A 17,114-nucleotide genomic window follows, 5' to 3' on the forward strand; every position below is an offset into this window, starting at 1 on the left:
TTAGCTGTTTCTCCTGGTCTTGCTGCGGACTCCGATCATCCACATGACGAGCGAGGCCACTCCCAGAGCTGCCAGGATGAGCGGTAGGGCTTTCTTCGTCCCCTCCGTCGTGAGGCCTTGCAGCAGGGCGAGCGCGGTGACGACCGCGACCACGGACAGGAAGATACTCATCCTGATTCTGTCGCTCATGGTGCAACGTGCCCTTCCTCCACGGATCGTGTCAGGCGCGGGTCTTCCGATGGGCCAGGGAATCGAATACCGCCAGAATCACTCCGGCTGCTGCTGCGGTCACTCCGAGCGCAACCGGCACGGTGTCATCAGTAAGGGCTCCTGCAATGCACGCACCAATTCCGGCAATGACCGCAAAGTGGATCTACCCAGCTGACAGTTACGGCAGCACTAGCCCACGCTCGTGCGGGCCTGGAATGCGAGCAGCCCCCGGCTGGTGGCGGGAAGGGCTACTTCTCACCTGCCGCGTCGAATCTTCATGAGTACGTACAGCGCGATGATCATGGCAGCGAAGCATGCGATGAATATCAGTGCGTCCCGCCCGTTCTCGACAGGTGAGTATTTGCCGCTGGCAGTCAAACCGGGTAAAAGTGTCAATTTTGACCTCTTGTGATCGCAGGTGGGTGGCACTCACGCCAGGGTGCGTTTCACTCCCTGGAGCAGAGGCTGGTGGACTTGTGCGGGGCGCTGCGCCCCGGCGCTGTGGCCTCGACACATGGCTCCGCCGAGGCCACGTCGCAGTCGTCTACGTTCGGCGTCGCCCCACCAGCCAGACCAAGCTGCTGACGATCAAGAGGGCTAAACCCTCGGTGATCAGCACCCGGGCAACGCTGCAGCTTGTCCACGCTGACACCGCGAAGGCCAGACCCGCCAGAAGCACGATGGCGAGAACCGCGGCCGTCTTCTTGCTGGCTGCATTCACTCAAATGCCTTCTGCTACTTCTGGATTGCCACTCCGACGCCGGTCAAAGCCGCCAGCAGCAGCGATGATGGGGACACAGCCGACGACCGTGAAATACCGGCCCAGCCGCGACTGCCGCGATGCCTCTAACGATTCCGGCGGCTCATGATCAGTACGGTGATGACACCGAGAACTCCTCCGATGATCAAGCCAGTGACAAGGGTTGTGCCCATTCCGCCTTCCCGTTCGCTCCTCCTGGCTATGGGCATCTTCTGACTCGAGGTTCCTGATGCTTCCGGATAGCAAGCCAGGTGTGCGTCGAATGTTTGCGCTGCCGACCTCAGCCCAAGATGGTCAGCGCGATTCCGATCACTCCCAACGCGATGCCGGTCCAGATGAGTGTGACGAGGAGGGAGCGATGGTCCATTCGATCGGGAGGGAGTCTCTTCGAGTCCTTGCCTCTCATTGACTTGACCCGCCACCACGCTTCATGGCATACGTAAGCATTCCGATGCCGATGATCCCGAGCATGCCCAGCGTGATGAGGATTATCTTCCCGGATCCTTCAGTCAGAGATCCTTGGATCAGAGCGGCGACTGATATCACGCCACTGACAGTGGCGAAGATCTTCAGTTTTCGCTTTTCATTCACTTCTAGAACCCCGCTTTCCGGACTGCCCAGCGCTGGAGGGTGCTGCATGCCCATCCATCGAGGCCGAGGACGTCAGGCAGACGAGGGGCGACGGGACGGGCCCCGCGACCCTGGGGCGAAGCGATTGCATACCCCGCCCAGGGCCAGCGAGCGGACGATGTCCTGGCTGTTCGGCTACCGGCGCTTGAGCCCTTGCTACGAGCGCGATCTTCGCGACTACCTGGAGTCTCTTGGCCTCGCCGCCGCCCTCTGCTGCTACAAAAGACTCATCCACCTCACCACATAGGACACGGTCTAAGGGCGGGTTTTCCGGCGAGCCAGTACGGAAAGGGTCGCCAGAATGACTCCGCATACTGCGCCAACTGCTCCGAACACGATCGATGGCGAGTCCCCTTTGACAGCTCCAACGACACACCCACACAGTCCTCCTGTAATCAAAACCACAGAGAAGATCAGCGTCTTCTTTATTGCCTCATTCACCTATTTACCTTTCGGTTGCATTCATCGCAGCGCCACCTTGCCTGAGCTGAACAAGGATTGTTGGGTCAGGGACCTATTCCCTGACCCAACAACACCTCTAGCTCAACGACACTGTGTTACCCGTAGTGGAGGATGTCCGTGTTGTTGTACCCGGCGACTGCTCCAACCGTGCAGCTGCCTACAACAGCGGCAGTAGCGCCTACAGCCGCCCCGATTCCTGCTCCGGCCGCACCGCCGACGGCGCTGGCGTAGGCGATGACTCCGGTGTCAGCTGCAATTCCGACGGCGCCGATGCACCCTACGGCCGCCCCCACCCAGTCGTTCGCGCTATCAAGAGCACCCGACACGCTGTCCAGGAACCCCAGTCCCGTGGGGTCCGTCCGGTTGATGGGGTCGCCACCGGCATAGAGGTAGAGGTTGCTCTCCTGTCCCGACGGGTCCGGCTGGGTGAAGCGGCCGAGGGACGGGTCGTAGTAGCGGTGGCCCATCTTGTAGAGGCCGGTGGGGTCCAGGTAGGCGCCGGTGTAGCGGTGGGGCTGGGGGACAGCCTCGGTGGTGGTGCCGCGGGGCAGGCCCGTGGGGCCGTAGGCGTAGGTGTGCGTGCGCTTGCCCGTGTCGTCGACGAGGCCGAGGACGTTGCCCGTGGCGTCGGTGAGGTAGTAGTAGGACTTCCCCCCAGTCGTCATGGAGTTCAAGGTGCCCGCCGGTTCGCGGATGAATCCGGTGTCCACGCCGTTCGTCGTCGTGGAGGCCAGGCCGAGCGCGGTGTGGTGGAACCAGGTCGAACCCAGCTTGGTGCGCTCGGAGTTGTCCGTGCCGGCGTGGACCAGGTCGTAGTTCTTGCCGCCTGCGGTGATGGCGGAGAGCTGGCTGTAGTCCGTCCACGTCTCGTTCGTGCGGGCCGTGGTGCTCGCGCCCGCCGTCTCGTTGCCGAGCTTGTCGTAGGACCAGCCGGTGGTGGAGCCGTTCTTGCCGGTCAGTTCGCTCGCGTCGTCGTAGGTGTAGGTGGTGCCGCCGGGGCAGGCGTTCTTGCTGCCGTCCTGGCTGGTGAGGTTGCCGGCCTTGTCCCAGCAGTAGAGCCACGACGCCTTGCGGGCACCCGCGGAGTCGGCTTCCAGGGCGTAGCGGAGGCGGTCCTGGGAGTCGTAGTCGTAGGTGGTCTTGTACTTGGTGAGGTTGTCGGTGCGGGTGCGGATCTTGGTGGTGTCCTTGCCCGCGGTGTTCTTGTAGCCGTAGGTCAGGTCGATCAACGTGGTGGTGCCCGAGGTGGTCTTGATGGCCTCGGGGCGGCCGTTCTCGTCGATCGTCACCGACTGCGTCGTGCCACCGGGGTAGACGGTCTTGGTGCGCTTGTCGTTCTCGTCGTGGTCGAAGTCGGTCTTCTTGCCGTCCGGGGCGATCAGGTAGTCCAGACGGCCGGCCTTGTCCCAGGTGTAGTCGGTCTTGCCGGTCGGGTCGATGTAGTAGTCGACCTCGCCGCCCGGGGTGTAGGCCAGCGCCGTCTGGGCGCCGTTCTGCAGGGTGCGGACGCTCTCGCGGTTGAGCTTGTCGTAGGTCCAGCCCGTGCTGCCGGAGGCGTCCGTGCGGGTCCTGACATTGCCGTCGCCGTCGTAGGAGTAGGTGACCGTGGCGTTGGTCGAGGACACCTTCGTCACGCGGTCACGGTTGTCGTAGACGTAGACGCTCTTGATGCCGCGTCCGTCGGTGACGGTCTCCACCCGGCCGAGCGCGTCGTAGGTGTAGGTCGTCGTGCCCAGCGGGGCGGGCGGGGTCACGGTCTTGAGGTTGCCCTTGGTGTCGTACTGGAACGAGGTGACCTTGCCGTTGCCGTCCTTGGCGGTGCAGCGCTGGCCCTCGAAGCCGCCGCACGTCGGGGTGTCCTTGTTGTACGTGTACTCGCGGGTGCCGCCGGCGGTGCCCGAGGTGGTCACCGACATGGTGTTGCCGTTGGTGTCGTACTTGAAGGTGTCCTTGCGGCCGTCGGCGGTGGTGAAGTCGTTGGGCAGGTCGGTCCCGGCGATCGTCTGATACGCCGTCACCGAGGCCGTCGCGCCGAGCGGGAGCTTCTGGGAGAGGGCGTTGTTGCGGCCGTCCCAGCCGTAGGTGGTGGTGTTGCCGCCGGTGCCGTCCGCGCCCGTGCCCATCGCGTCGATCGCGCTCTGCACCAGGTGGTTGGTGTACTTGGCGTGGCGGGAGTGGGTCAGCGGGTCGGTGACCTTGGTGACCTCGCCGTCCGCGTTGTGGGCGTACTGCGTCTCGTCGCCGTCGGGGTCGGTGACCGTGGTGGTGCCCGCGTCGGAGGGGCCGGTGGCCGTGTAGTCGTAACGCCAGGTCGGGCCCTTGTGACCGTCGCTCGTCGACTCGGTGGCGCGCTGCATGGAGGTGACGCGGCTGTGCTCGTCGTAGGTGAACAGGGTGACGGTGCCTTCGGGTGTGGTCACCTTGGCCAGGCGGTGTGAGGAGTCGTAGGCGTAGGCGGTGGCCTTGCCGTCGGTGTCGGTGGCCTTCGCCAGGTTGCCCGCCGGGTCCAGGTCGAACACGGCCGTGCGGCCCGTGTGGTCCTTGGCCTGCCACTGGCTGGCGTTCGTCTTCACCAGGTCGATCCAGCGGCCCGAACGGGTCTCGGTGAGCTTGAAGCCCTTGTGCTCGCCGCCCTCGTCGTGCTGGTCGACGGTGATCGTGCCGTCGTTCCTGTCCGTGACCTTCGTCAGCGTGCCGTGCTCGTCGAAGGTGTCCTTCGTGCCCGACTTGCGGTCGGTCAAGGTGTAGGTGCCGTCCGCGTTCTTCTTCAGGTCCTTGGAGTAGCCCGTCGGCGTCGTGTAGCCGCCGGTGGACGTCTCCTTGAAGCGCAGGGCGTCGCCGGTGGCGTCGTAGACGATCACCTCGCCGTCGCCGGCCTGGAGGTAACGCTCGTACGCCTGCCACCAGCGCTGCGACACCTTCCCCCAGGGCGCTTCCAAGGAGTTGTACGTCCGCGTCAGTTGCAGCTTCTGCCCGACACCGGCGATGTCGAAGTCCGTCGCGGCGAGCATCAGGTTGCCGTTCGAGACGTTCACCCGGGCCACCAGTGCGTCGTTCAGGCGCGTGTCGATGATCCGGTGCCAGGGCACCTCGCCCTGCCCCTCGGGGACGAACGGTATGGACTCGGCAGCGGCCGCCGCACGCCCGGCATCGGTCTTGCCGCCCGTACGGGCCCGCTGCGCCGCCCGCCATGCGGCGACCTCGGCGGACGGCTTGGCCTCAGCCTGTGATTCCGGTGCCTTGACCGACCCGGCCGGCGTCGCCGGAGCCTCCACCTTGGTCGGTTTCGTCCACGGGCTCTCCGGCTCCGGTAACTCCGGCTTCGGCGTCGCCGCCAGCCCCGGTGCGGCCGAGAGCACCACGGCGGCGGTCGTGAGCGCGGACAGGAGAGCGGTTCTGTGTGTTCTTCGGGCACGCCACAGGGACGTGCTCTGCGCACGTGAATGCATCAGCTTCCCCCACGGAAGTCAGACAGACAGTCAGAACCGGTGACTCATTCGGTCACCTGTGCCACACAAGTTGTCACAAGAAGCGCACAATTCGAGGCGCCGTGCCCCTGAAGGTCCTTCGCATGCGGGCTGGAATCGGCCCCGCCGTTTCCCCGCCGCAAATCAGGGCGATGTCACCGCAACTGCCGTCCGATGCGGGTGGAATGCGCGATTCCTTCTCATTCCTGTGAGGCACGTTGACCGAAACCTGGCGAGGCACCGCCGCTTCGCTGCCATGTCATCCCGGCAGATGCATCCCTGGTGCGCACCGCGTAACGGATTCCGGCTCCTCTCGTTCTTACCGGTGTACCTTTAAGAGGTACGTCTCTAAAAATCGGAGGCGTCATGACCCGCCCCGCAGCGCGCAGTCTGCCGAAGCCGCAGGACATGTTCGACAGGGAGTGGGAGTGGAGTGAGCTGACCGCTTTCGCGACCGCCGAAGGCGCGGGTCCTCGGCTCGGCGTGGTATCCGGCCGCCGCCGACAGGGCAAGAGTTTCCTGCTTCAGGCGCTGGCGGACGCCACCGACGGGTTCTACTACGCGGCGGTCGAGGCATCGGCCGCTGAGTCCCTGCACCTCTTGGGTGATGCGGTCGCACGCTTCACCGGTGCCGTCGTTCCTCCGAGGCCGGCCAACTGGGAACAGGGGCTGGAGCTGCTCTTCGGGCTGGCGAAGGAGAGGCCTCTGCCCGTGGTGATCGATGAGTTCCCCTATCTGGTACGGAACGCCCCAGCCCTCCCTTCCCAGTTGCAGGCCGCCCTCGGGGTGCGCTCCGAACGTCACCGCAAGGAACGGCCCCGGATCCTGCTGTGCGGCAGCGCGATGTCCTTCATGGGTGGGCTCCTCTCCGGGGCTTCACCGCTCTACGGCCGGGCGGGCCTCGATCTCGTCGTTCACTCCCTGGGCTTTCGCGAGGCCGCAGAATTCTGGGGCATCCGGGACCCGCGGCTGGCAGTGCTCGTCCACGCGATCGTCGGCGGCACCCCGGCGTACCGCAGGGAGTTCGTCGACGACGATGTGCCGGACGGGCCCGACGACTTCGACGCCTGGGTCTGCCGGACCGTACTCAACCCGGCCCGTCCCATCCACGGAGAGGCGCCTTACCTCCTGGCCGCCGAGCCGGATCTGCGCAACCGGTCGCTGTACCACTCGGTCCTGGCCGCGGTCGCGGGCGGCAACCGGACCAGCGGTGGCATCGCGAGCGCGGTGGGCCGCAAGGCCACGGACATCTCGCTGCCGCTGTCCGTCCTGAAGAACTGCGGCCTGCTCACCTCGGAGCCCGACGCCTTCCGCGCCAATCGCACGACCTACCACGTCGCCGAGCCGCTGATCACCTTTCACCATGCGGTCGTCCGCCCCGAGACGGCTCTGCTGAGCCGCCGCCGAGGAGCGGCCAGGATGTGGGAACACAGCAGGTCCACCTTCCTCAGCAAGGTCGTGGGCCCGCACTTCGAGCGTTTGTGCCGTGAGTGGGTCGAGTGGCACGCGGACCCCGCGACGTTCGGGGGCATGCCGATCCAGGTCGCCTCCGGGACCGTGGCCGACCCGGTGAACCGGACCGCACTCGAGGCCGATGTCGTGGTGCACGGAGCCATCGGCCAGGACCAGGGCATCCTGCTGTCCGTGGGGGAGGCCAAGTGGCACAAGGTCATGAACCTCGGACACCTGCAACGCCTGCGTCGCATCCTGGAGTTGCTGGAGGCGAAGGGTGTCGACACTCGTCATGCACGCCCCGCCTGCTACAGCGGTGCCGGTTTCGACCCGGAGCTGCGGGCGGCCGAGAGCCGGGGTGAAGTGGTTCTCGTCGACCTGCAGAGGCTCTACCACGGTTCCTGAAGGGTCAACGTCCTGCGCGGCCCGGGGATTCAACCACAGGTGGCTTGTGGCGCCCGGTCCGCGCGTCGCTGCGGGTGCGCGCGGACCGGGGCCGTATGGGGGAGCCCCCGAGGGGCTCAGCGGGACGCGAGCTCGCGGGGCTCCAGCGCCGCCGTGTGGGCGTCCATCCGCTCGGCGGCCAGGATCGCGGCCGCCGTGTCGGCGCGGGAGGCGGCGACGACCAGCGCGCGGCCCGCGAGGGCGTGCGCCCGCCGGTGCAGGGCCGCGGCCCCGGCCTCGCGACGGCCGCTCATCGGCGCACGAACCGGGGTGCGTCCCCCGCGCAACCGCGTCACCTGCTCTGCGAGCCGCTCCGCCGCCGTGTCCAGGTCGGCCGAGGCCTGCGCCGCGCGCAGCTCGTCCGTGACAGCGAGCAGGGCGGCGAGGTGGCCCGCGAGCTGGATGTCCAGCTCCTCCTCACGGGAACGGTGCGGGAAGTCGGGGTTGGGGCCGTCCACCGCGCTGTGGACCGACTTGGTGCGGATCGGTTCGTACATGGGAGGGCCTCCTGAGTTCTTACAGGAAGCCATCCTAGCTTAGATTTCGTCTAAAGTTGATTCGTTCACAAAACAGGACTGCCTGCACACGAAGTGTGAGCAGGCAGTCCGGTTGCGTCGGAGGTGCGCGGTCAGGGCTGGCTGTAGCCGTCCAGGAAGTGACCGATCCGCCCCATCGCGTCGGTCAGGTCTCCGACCGTCGGCAGGGTCACCACCCGGAAGTGGTCCGGCTCCGGCCAGTTGAAGCCCGTGCCCTGGACGACCATGATCTTCTCGCGCCGGAGCAGGTCCAGGACCATGCGGCGGTCGTCCTTGATCTTGAAGACCTTCGGGTCCAGGCGCGGGAAGAGGTACAGCGCGCCCTTCGGCTTCACGCACGTCACACCGGGGATCTGGGTCAGCAGCTCGTACGCCGTGTCCCGCTGTTCGAGCAGCCGCCCGCCCGGCAGCACCAGGTCGTTGATCGTCTGCCGCCCGCTGAGCGCCGCGACGACCCCGTGCTGCCCCGGCATGTTCGCGCACAGGCGCATGTTGGCCAGGATCGTCAGACCCTCGATGTAGGAGTCGGCGTGGGCGCGCGGCCCGGAGATCGACATCCACCCGACCCGGTAGCCGGCCACCCGGTAGGCCTTCGACATGCCGTTGAAGGTGAGGGTGAGCAGGTCCGGGGCGACGGAGGCGGTCGGGGTGTGCGTGGCGCCGTCGTAGAGGATCTTGTCGTAGATCTCGTCGGAGCAGACGAGCAGGTTGTGGCGGCGGGCGATGTCGGTCAGGCCCTTGATCATCGCCTCGTCGTAGACGGCCCCGGTCGGGTTGTTGGGGTTGATGATCACGAGCGCCTTGGTGCGGTCGGTGACCTTGCGCTCGATGTCGGCGAGGTCCGGCATCCAGTCGGCCTGCTCGTCACAGCGGTAGTGCACGGCCGTGCCGCCGGACAGGGACACGGCGGCGGTCCACAGCGGGTAGTCGGGCGCGGGGACGAGGACCTCGTCTCCGTCGTCCAGCAGGCCCTGCATCGCCATCACGATCAGCTCGGAGACGCCGTTGCCGATGAAGACGTGCTCGACGTCGGTCTCGATGCCGAGGGTCTGGTTGTGCATGACGACCGCCCGGCGCGCGGCCAGCAGGCCCTTGGCGTCGCCGTAACCGTGCGCTGACGACACGTTCCGGAGGATGTCCTCCAGGATCTCCGGCGGGCACTCGAAGCCGAACGCGGCCGGGTTGCCGGTGTTCAGCTTGAGGATCCGATGACCGGCAGCTTCCAGTCGCATCGCCTCCTCGAGCACCGGGCCCCGGATCTCGTAACAGACGTTGGCGAGCTTGGTCGACTGGATCACCTGCATGTCTGGGAGCTTACGGCCCGGTAATGCCTCCCGGGTCGTGTTTTCCGCCACGTGAGACGCGGGGATTTGGGGCAAAATCGCCACGCGCTGTCCCACCAGCCCCTTCGGTCCCTAGAATGCGCCGCCATGTCCAAGCCATTCGATTACGCCGACGGAGCGACGGGCGGCGAGCCCCAGGGGCCGCCGAACGTGTACCTGCCGCAAGGAGCCGCCCCTCCGGCGTACGACGCCTACGCGGACCCGGCGGCGGCGCACGGATGGCAGGACGTGTACGACCCGGCGGGGCCAGGAGGGCAAGCGAGGTCAGGGGGTCCAGGGAGTCCAGGGGGCCTGGCGCACCCGGCGGGTCCGGCGCACCCGGCGGGTCCGGCGCACCCGGCGGGTCCGGCGTCCGCCCCGGGCGGTGCGGACCGCGCCCACATCGACCCCGCCGCCCATCCCGGCGACCCCGCCTATCCAGGCGACCCCGCCGCCTATCCAGGCGACCCCGCCTATCCAGGCGACCCCGCCTATCCCGGTGACCCCGCCTATTCCGGCAATCCGGTCTATCCCGGTGACCCCGCCTATCCCGGCAATCCGGTCTACCCCGGCGACCCCGCCCGTCCCAGCAGCCGCGGGTGTCCCGGTGGCCTCGACCATTCCGGCGCCGCCCCCGACCATCCCGGCGCCCCCGCCCATCCCGGCGCTCCCGCCCATCCCGGCGCTCCCGAATATCCCGGCGACGCCGAACGCTCCGGCGGCCCCTCGCATCCCGCTCGCCCGGGCGGCCTCGCAGAGACCCGTGAGATGCCGGTGGTGCCGGGGTCGGGTCCGGTGGTGCCGGGGTCGGGCCCGATGCCGGGGACTGCGCCGGCTGGTCGGGCCGGGGGTGGGCGCCGGGCCCGGCGCAAGCCTCAGCCCGCTGTGCCGCGGTCGCGGCGCCTGGCGGCCGGTGCCGTGGGTGCCGTGTCCGCGGTCGTGCTGATCGCCGGGTTCGCCTTCTCCGGCGGGTCCTCGGGCGGGACGGGGACCGGCGAGAGCGGCTCCACGGATCCGGCGGCGGGGGACTCCTCGACGGCGTCGCCCGCGGACGGCGGTGCGGCGGCGAGCCCCGGCGCCCCGCTCGCGAACCGCCCGGGGGCCTCTGACGACCCGTCCGGCGCCGCGTCCCCGAGTCCGGCCCCGACGGAGAGCCGAACCCGATCCGCGTCGCCGTCCGCCACGGACGGCAATCGCACCCGGCCCCCGGCCGACGCCCCCACGACCACCGCCCCCGCCGATCCCGCCCCCACCGCCGCCGCCACGACCTCCGCCCCCGGCAGGTCGAACGGGAAGCCCGGCCACGGTCCCGGCGGCACCAAGGGCCCCAAGTGAGCCACCGGTAAGGCCGGTTGAGTAGGGTCGATCCGGATCCACATGTTCCGGTTGTGGAACAGGTTCTTGTGCCACCCCCTTGCGACGATCACAATGTGCATGACAATCGTGCAGGCGGCCGGAGGATTTCCGGTCGCCTCCGTCGCAAGAGGGGACCCCCCATGAGAAAACCTCTCGCCGCCGCGATCTGCGCCCTGGCGATAGCCGGGGCCGGCGCGGCTCCCGCGACCGCTGCCGAGGCCGCCCCCACGGGCGTCGGCAAGGTCGCGGACGCGGGCCAGGTCACGTCCGCCGTGTCGGGCGTGGTCGGTTCCGTGGAGCAGACGCTGTCCGGGCTTCGCGGCCCCCAGGCCAAGGCCGTGAACTTCGCCGGCACCGTCGCGCTCAGCAACTGCTCCGGCTCCGTCGTCCGCATGCCGGACTCCGAGGCCGACGACCCGGCGCTCGTGATGACCAACGGCCACTGCCTGGAGTCCGGCTTCCCCGGCCCCGGCCAGGTCCTCGTCGACAAGGCCTCCAGCCGCACCTTCGGCCTCCTCAACGCCTCCGGCTCGCGCGTCGCAACCCTGCGCGCCGCCAAGCTCGCCTACGGCACGATGACCGACACGGACGTCGCGCTGTACCAGCTCACCACCACGTACGCGCAGATCAAGAGCTCGTACAACATCAACGCGCTGACGCTGAACGACACTCACCCGGTGGCCGGCACCGCCATCAGCATCCCCTCCGGCTACTGGAAGCGGATCTACAGCTGCTCCGTCGACGGGTTCGCGTACCGCCTGAAGGAGGGCGACTGGACCTGGAAGGACTCGGTCCGCTACACCTCCGCCTGCAACACCATCGGCGGCACGTCCGGCTCGCCCGTCGTCGACCAGGCCACCAACAAGGTCGTCGCCATCAACAACACCGGAAACGAGGACGGTGAGCGCTGCACGGTGAACAACCCGTGCGAGGTCGACGCGAACGGCACCGTGACCGTCCGCAAGGGCATCAACTACGCCCAGGAGACCTACGGGATCCCGGCCTGCTTCGGGATCGACAACAAGCTCGACCTGAGCGCGAGCGGCTGCACCCTGCCCAAGCCGTAAGGCCGGGGCAGGTCCCAGGGGCGGGCGGTCACGCGGGAGACCTGCGGACCGCCCGGCCCGCCAGCACGTCCGTGCGGCGGCCGTCCTCGATCACGAACCGGCCGTCGACCAGGACGTACGGAATGCCCGTCGGGAGCGTGCGCGGCTCGGCGAACGTGGAGCCCGCCGCGACCGTCGCCGGGTCGAACAGCACCAGGTCGGCCTGGTATCCCTCGCGGACCAGGCCCCGGTCGGGCAGCCGGAGCCGCGCGGCCGGGCGGGACGTGAGGTGCGCGACGCACTCCTCCAGCGACAGCACCCCCAACTCCCTGACGTAGTGCCCGAGATAGTGCGGGAACGTGCCGTAGGCGCGCGGGTGCGGCTTCGCGCCCTGGAGGATGCCGTCCGAGCCGCCGGTGTGCACCCGGTGACGCATGATCGCCCGGACGTTCTCCTCGTGCCCGACGTGCTGGAGGATCGTCGGGGCCAGCCGGTCGGCCAGCAACAGTCCCCGCGCGGTCACCCAGGGTTCCTCGCCCCGCCGGTCCGCCGACTCCCGGATCGTCCGGCCGACGAAACCGGCCAGGGCCGGATCGCCGACGCCCGAGATCTCGATGGTGTCCCACTCGACGGGCACGCCGTGGCAGCCGTCCGAGCCGGTGACCTCCAGGTGATGGCGGATGCGTTCCGCCGTCTCCTCGTCCGCCAGCCGCTTCAGCGTCGCCTCCGGGCCGCCCTCGCTCGCCCAGCTCGGCAGCACGGCCGCCAGCGTCGTACAGCCCGGGGTGTAGGGGTAGGTGTCGAGGCTGATGTCGGACCCGGCCGCCAGCGCCTCGTCCAGCAGGGCCAGCAGCTCCGGGGCCCGGCCCTTGTTCACGCCGAAGTTCATGGTGGCGTGGGCGAGATGGAGGGAGCAGCCCGCCTCCCGGGTCAGCGCGACCATCTCCTCGTACGCCTGGAGGGCCCCGGCCCCGTAGGAGCGGTGGTGCGGGCAGTAGTAGCCGCCGTACGACGCCACCACCCGGCACAGCTCGGTCAGTTCGGCTCCTCGCGCGTACATGCCCGGCGTGTACGTCAGCCCCGAGGACATGCCGACCGCGCCCTGCTCCAGGCCCTCGGCGACCAGCCGGCGCATCCGGTCGAGCTCGTCCGGGGTCGCCTCGCGGTCCTCCCAGCCGACGGCGAGCGCCCGGACCGTGCCCTGCGGGATCAGGTAGGCCGCGTTGACGGCGATCCCGCGGTCCAGCCGGTCCAGGTACTCGCCGACCGTGCGCCAGTCGAAGTCGATGTCGTCACCCGGGCCGTTCCACCCGGCGATCGCCCGCCGCACCTCGCCGAGTGTGCGGTCGTCGACCGGCGCGTACGACAGCCCGTCCTGGCCGATGACCTCCAGGGTGACGCCCTGCGCGGCCTTGGCGCTGTGGTCCGGGTCGCGCAGCAGCGCCAGGTCGCTGTGGGCGTGCATGTCGACGAAGCCGGGGGAGAGGACCAGGCCTTCGGCGTCCAGCTCCCGGCGGGCCTTCGGCCGCTGGCAGCCGGCCGCCGCCGCCTCCTTGACGATCGAGACGATCCGGCCGCCGTCGACCACGACATCGGCACGGTAGGAGTCCGCGCCCGAGCCGTCGACGACGTCCGCGTCCCGGATGACGAGCCCTTCCATCGCTCCCGGCCTCCTAGAAGAACGTGCGGACGTAGTCGACGACCGTGCCGTCCGCCTCCGCGACGGGGATCAGCTGCCACTTGTCGAACGAGGTGCACGGGTGGGACAGCCCGAGCCCGACCCAGTCGCCGACCTCCAGGTCCGCCTCCGGCGTCGTGGCGAGCCAGGCGTGCTGGTCGGACAGGGCCGTCACCGACACGCCCGTGGCCGGGCGCTCGGTGCCGTCCCGGCGGATCGCCTGGGCGAAGGGCAGGTCGAGGTCGTAGGCCGCGTCCCGCTTGCCCGCGTTGACGAAGGCCTGCTCGGGCGAGGGCCGCGACACCACCTGCGTCCACAGGCGGAACGCCGGCTCCAGGGCGCCCTCCTCGGGGACCCGGTTGAACGGGGTCAGCTTGCGGTAGTGGCCGTCGTCGTGCGAGACGTAGGCGCCCGAGCGCAGCAACTTCAGCACGGGCAGGGACAGTTCGGGGATCTGCGCGAAGACCTCGGCGACCGCGTCGAACCAGGCGCTGCCGCCCGCGCTGACCACGATCCCGTCCAGCCCCGCGAACCGCCCGGCCTTGTCGAAGTCGGCGGCGAGCGCGACCAGCCGCCGCAGCCACGCCGTCACCCGCTCGGTGTCGGCCTTCGGCACCTCGCCCTCGTAGCCCGCGACACCGACCAGCCGCAGGGTCCGCGTGCCCGCCACCGCGTCCGCGACCGCCGCGCACTCGGTCTCCGTACGGACGCCGGTGCGGGCGCCCTCGCCGGCGGCGAGTTCGACGACGACGTCCACCGGGCGGGTGGCATCGGCGTCCCGCAGTGCGGCGTCCATCAGCTCGACGCCGCGCACCGAGTCGACGTAACAGATCAGTTCGAAGTCCGGGTCGGCGTCGAGCTCGGCCGCGATCCAGCGCAGGGCCGCCGCGTCGACCAGCTCGTTCGCCAGGAACACCCGCCGGGTCCCGAACGCCCGTGCCACCCGCACCTGGTGCGGCACGGCCAGTGTGATGCCCCACGCCCCGTGCTCGATCTGCCGCTGGAACAGCTGCGGCGCCATGGAGGTCTTGCCGTGCGGCGCGAAGGCCAGGCCGTGGCGTGCCGCGTAGGTCTCCATGAGCCGCAGGTTGTGCTCCAGGCGCTCGGCGGACAGCGCGAGCACGGGCGTGGCGAAGCCGCCGGTGAACAGGTTGCGGCGCTGGCCGGCCAGCTCGGCGACGGTCAGCCCGTCGGCGTCCGGCGGGAGGCCCTTGAAGCGGTGGTCGACGCGCTCGGCGGCGAGCCGGGCGAGGGACTGGGCTGTGTCGGCCGTCATGAAGCCTCCCTGATCTGCTGCGTTGCAATATGTGCAACCTTCATTGCGTATGTCGCTGAACGCTGTCTAACATCTCGGCCACCCCCGGTCAATGGAACCGCCGCCCGCCGCCCGCCGCCCACCGCCCACCGCCCGCCCCCACCGACCTCGCAGAGGAGCTACGAGCATCGTGACCCCCACCGGACCCTGTGACGCCCCCGACGTCGTGGACGTCGTCGCGCTCGGCGAGTCCATGGTCACGTTCCTGCCCTCCCGGCCGGGACGCCTCGCCGACGTGCCGTCCTTCGAGCGGGGGATCGGCGGGGCGGAGTCGAACGTGGCGTGCGTGCTGGCCGCCGCCGGGCACTCCGCGCGGTGGATCAGCAGAGTGGGGGACGACGCCTTCGGCGATCACCTGGTCGGGACGATCGGCGCCTACGGCGTCGACGTGGCCCAGGTCCGGCGCGACCCCGACCGCCCCACCGGCATCTACTTCCGCACCGCCGGGGACCGGGCCGGCGACGCCCACGAGGTCGCCTACTACCGGACCGGTTCGGCGGCGTCCGCGATGAGTACGACGGACCCCGACCCGGCGGCCGTGCGCGCCGGACGCGTGCTGCACCTGTCCGGCATCACCGCCGCGCTGTCCGGAACCTGCCTGGACCTGATGCGCGAGCTGACCACCCGTCGCCCCGGCCGCCCCCTCGTCTCCTTCGACGTCAACCACCGCCCCGGGCTGTGGCGCGACACGGACGCCCCGGCGGTCCTGCGCGACCTCGCCCGGGGCGCGGACCTCGTCTTCGTCGGACAGGACGAGGCCTGGGGGCTGCACAGCGCCGAGGCCGTCCGCGCCGCCCTGCCCGAACCCGAGGTGCTGGTCGTCAAGCAGGGCGCCGCCGGAGCCACCGTCTTCCACGACGGCGAGGTCACCTTCGTCCCCGCACCCCGGGTCGACGTCGTCGCCGCCGTCGGCGCGGGAGACGCCTTCGCCGCCGGTTTCCTCTCCGCCACCCTGCGCGCACTGCCCGTGCGGGACCGGCTGCGGCACGGGCATCTGATGGCCGCCGCCGCACTCACCGTGCCCGGCGACCTCGCCACCCCGCCCGCCCGGGAGCACGCCGACCGGCTCGCCGCCCTGGACGACGCGGCATGGGGGAGACTGCGACTCGGCCCGGGCTGGACCGAGGAGACACAGCGGGCCGACGAGGAGGTACGAACGCCATGAGCCAGACCGTCGACCGCGCGCTGAGCATCCTGCCGCTGCTCGCCGAGGGCCCCGCCGACCTGGGGCAGGTCGCCGACCGCCTCGGCGTGCACAAGTCCACGGCCCTGCGCCTGCTGCGCACCCTCCACGAGCACGGGCTCGTCTACCGCCAGTCCGACCAGCGCTACCGCCTCGGCGCCCGGCTCTTCGCCCTCGCCCAGGAGGCGATGGAGAACCTCGACGTCCGCGAGATCGCCCACCCCCACCTGGTCCGCCTCAACGAGAGCTGCGGGCACACCGTGCACCTCGCCGTGTACGAGGAGAACGAGGTCCTCTACATCGACAAGGTGGAGAGCCGCTACCCGGTGCGCATGTACTCCCGCATCGGAAAGCCCGTCGCCCTCACCGTCGCCGCGGTCGCCAAGCTGCTGCTGGCCGACCTGCCCGAGCACGAGCGGCGGGCGGTCGCGGAGAAGCTCGACTACCCCAGTTACACGGCCCGTTCGACCCCCAACGCCACCGCGTTCCTGCGCGAGCTGGAGAAGGTGCGCGAACAGGGCTGGGCCACCGACCTCGGTGGCCACGAGGAGTCCATCAACTGCGTCGCGTCGCCCGTCCGCGGCGCCGACGGCCGGGTCGTCGCCGCGATGTCGGTCTCCGCGCCGAACGTCGTCGTCACCGCCGACGAACTCCTCACCCTCCTGCCGCTGGTGCGCCGTACGGCGGACGCCATCAGCGGCGAGTACTCCGGCAGGACACCAGTGAAGGGCACCGCATGACGGACAAGATCGCACTCACCCCGAAGACCCACACCACCCCGCCGGCGAAGTTCTCCCACGGGGTGCGGAAGGGCAACCTCCTCCAGGTCGCCGGCCAGGTCGGCTTCCTGCCCGCCGAGGAGGGCAAGGCGCCCACCCCCGCCGGACCCACCCTGCGCGAGCAGACTCTCCAGACCCTGGCCAACGTCAAGGCCATCCTGGAGGAGGGCGGCGCCTCCTGGGACGACGTGATGATGATCCGGGTGTACCTGACGGACGTCGACCACTTCGCCGAGATGAACGCCCTCTACAACGCGTACTTCGAGGAGCAGGGCCTGACCCAGCCGCCCGCCGCGCGCACCACCGTCTACGTCGGACTGCCCGCGGGCCTCCTCATCGAGATCGACGCGCTGGCCGTCCTCGGCTGACCCACCCCCACCCCCACCCCCGCCGCCAGGCGGGCGGGCGCCGCGCCCCCCGCCGGCCCCGAGACGCCCCCGCCCCGAGAGCCGGAGACGATACGCGAAAGACCAC

13 protein-coding genes and 1 pseudogene are annotated in these 17,114 nt (G+C 69.6%); 7 read left to right on the forward strand and 7 right to left on the reverse strand.

All coding sequences use genetic code 11. The annotated features are described in order from the left end of the window. Nucleotides 1-171, reverse strand: coding sequence for a hypothetical protein (locus tag ACFV20_RS00905; protein WP_385650815.1), 171 nt, complete (start codon nt 169-171; stop codon nt 1-3). 1,201 nt (nt 172-1,372) lie between these two features. After that, the gene (locus ACFV20_RS00910) at nt 1,373-1,615 is read right to left on the reverse strand and encodes a hypothetical protein (protein WP_385650818.1); all 243 of its coding nucleotides are present in this window, start codon (nt 1,613-1,615) and stop codon (nt 1,373-1,375) included. Between the two features lie 94 nt (nt 1,616-1,709). Here ACFV20_RS00910 and ACFV20_RS00915 point away from each other — a divergent pair. Continuing rightward, a pseudogene (locus ACFV20_RS00915) lies at nt 1,710-1,847 on the forward strand (IS5/IS1182 family transposase); the annotation flags it as partial. A gap of 310 nt (nt 1,848-2,157) precedes the next feature. On the opposite strand, the gene ACFV20_RS00920 reads toward ACFV20_RS00915, so the two are convergent. Further along, nucleotides 2,158-5,424, reverse strand: coding sequence for an RHS repeat-associated core domain-containing protein (locus tag ACFV20_RS00920; protein ID WP_385650820.1), 3,267 nt, complete (start codon nt 5,422-5,424; stop codon nt 2,158-2,160). A 471-nt stretch (nt 5,425-5,895) separates the two neighbouring features. Here ACFV20_RS00920 and ACFV20_RS00925 point away from each other — a divergent pair, with 471 nt between their 5' ends. Further along, a complete protein-coding gene (locus ACFV20_RS00925; protein WP_385650821.1) occupies nt 5,896-7,386 on the forward strand; it encodes an ATP-binding protein in 1,491 nt (496 codons plus the stop codon). A gap of 116 nt (nt 7,387-7,502) precedes the next feature. Here ACFV20_RS00925 and ACFV20_RS00930 read toward each other — a convergent pair whose 3' ends face one another. Together ACFV20_RS00930 and ACFV20_RS00935 are read right to left on the reverse strand one after the other, a co-directional pair. Then, on the reverse strand, nt 7,503-7,922 hold the full coding sequence (locus tag ACFV20_RS00930; protein ID WP_385650822.1) for a hypothetical protein: 420 nt from the start codon (nt 7,920-7,922) through the stop codon (nt 7,503-7,505). Between the two features lie 131 nt (nt 7,923-8,053). Beyond that, complete coding sequence (locus ACFV20_RS00935; protein WP_385650825.1) at nt 8,054-9,265, reverse strand: pyridoxal phosphate-dependent aminotransferase; 1,212 nt, start codon at nt 9,263-9,265, stop codon at nt 8,054-8,056. A 945-nt stretch (nt 9,266-10,210) separates the two neighbouring features. Between ACFV20_RS00935 and ACFV20_RS00940 the strand changes: the two genes are divergently transcribed. Then, on the forward strand, nt 10,211-10,618 hold the full coding sequence (locus ACFV20_RS00940) for a hypothetical protein (protein WP_385650827.1): 408 nt from the start codon (nt 10,211-10,213) through the stop codon (nt 10,616-10,618). Between the two features lie 161 nt (nt 10,619-10,779). Continuing rightward, nucleotides 10,780-11,706, forward strand: coding sequence for a serine protease (locus ACFV20_RS00945; protein WP_385650830.1), 927 nt, complete (start codon nt 10,780-10,782; stop codon nt 11,704-11,706). 28 nt (nt 11,707-11,734) lie between these two features. Here ACFV20_RS00945 and ACFV20_RS00950 read toward each other — a convergent pair whose 3' ends face one another. Next, entirely contained in the window at nt 11,735-13,345 is a 1,611-nt protein-coding gene (locus tag ACFV20_RS00950; protein ID WP_385650831.1) for an amidohydrolase family protein, read from the reverse strand. A gap of 13 nt (nt 13,346-13,358) precedes the next feature. After that, the gene (locus ACFV20_RS00955) at nt 13,359-14,639 is read right to left on the reverse strand and encodes an amino acid deaminase (protein WP_385650833.1); all 1,281 of its coding nucleotides are present in this window, start codon (nt 14,637-14,639) and stop codon (nt 13,359-13,361) included. Nucleotides 14,640-14,808: 169 nt separating this feature from the next. Here ACFV20_RS00955 and ACFV20_RS00960 point away from each other — a divergent pair, with 169 nt between their 5' ends. The 3 genes from ACFV20_RS00960 to ACFV20_RS00970 are packed head-to-tail and all read left to right on the forward strand — an operon-like array spanning nt 14,809 to nt 17,008. Further along, nucleotides 14,809-15,843 carry a sugar kinase gene (locus ACFV20_RS00960; protein WP_385650835.1) on the forward strand — a complete coding sequence of 345 codons (1,035 nt, stop codon included), beginning with the start codon at nt 14,809-14,811 and terminating at the stop codon, nt 15,841-15,843. Next, entirely contained in the window at nt 15,840-16,601 is a 762-nt protein-coding gene (locus ACFV20_RS00965) for an IclR family transcriptional regulator (RefSeq protein WP_385650837.1), read from the forward strand. The genes ACFV20_RS00960 and ACFV20_RS00965 overlap by 4 nt, the downstream gene beginning before the upstream one ends. Then, nucleotides 16,598-17,008, forward strand: a complete 411-nt coding sequence (locus ACFV20_RS00970) for a RidA family protein (protein ID WP_385650840.1) — start codon at nt 16,598-16,600, stop codon at nt 17,006-17,008. Before ACFV20_RS00965 ends, ACFV20_RS00970 begins: the two co-directional genes overlap by 4 nt. Nucleotides 17,009-17,114 lie beyond the last annotated feature (106 nt).

The sequence above is a fragment of the Streptomyces sp. NPDC059696 genome (assembly GCF_042733745.1).
Taxonomy (GTDB): Bacteria; Actinomycetota; Actinomycetes; order Streptomycetales; family Streptomycetaceae; genus Streptomyces.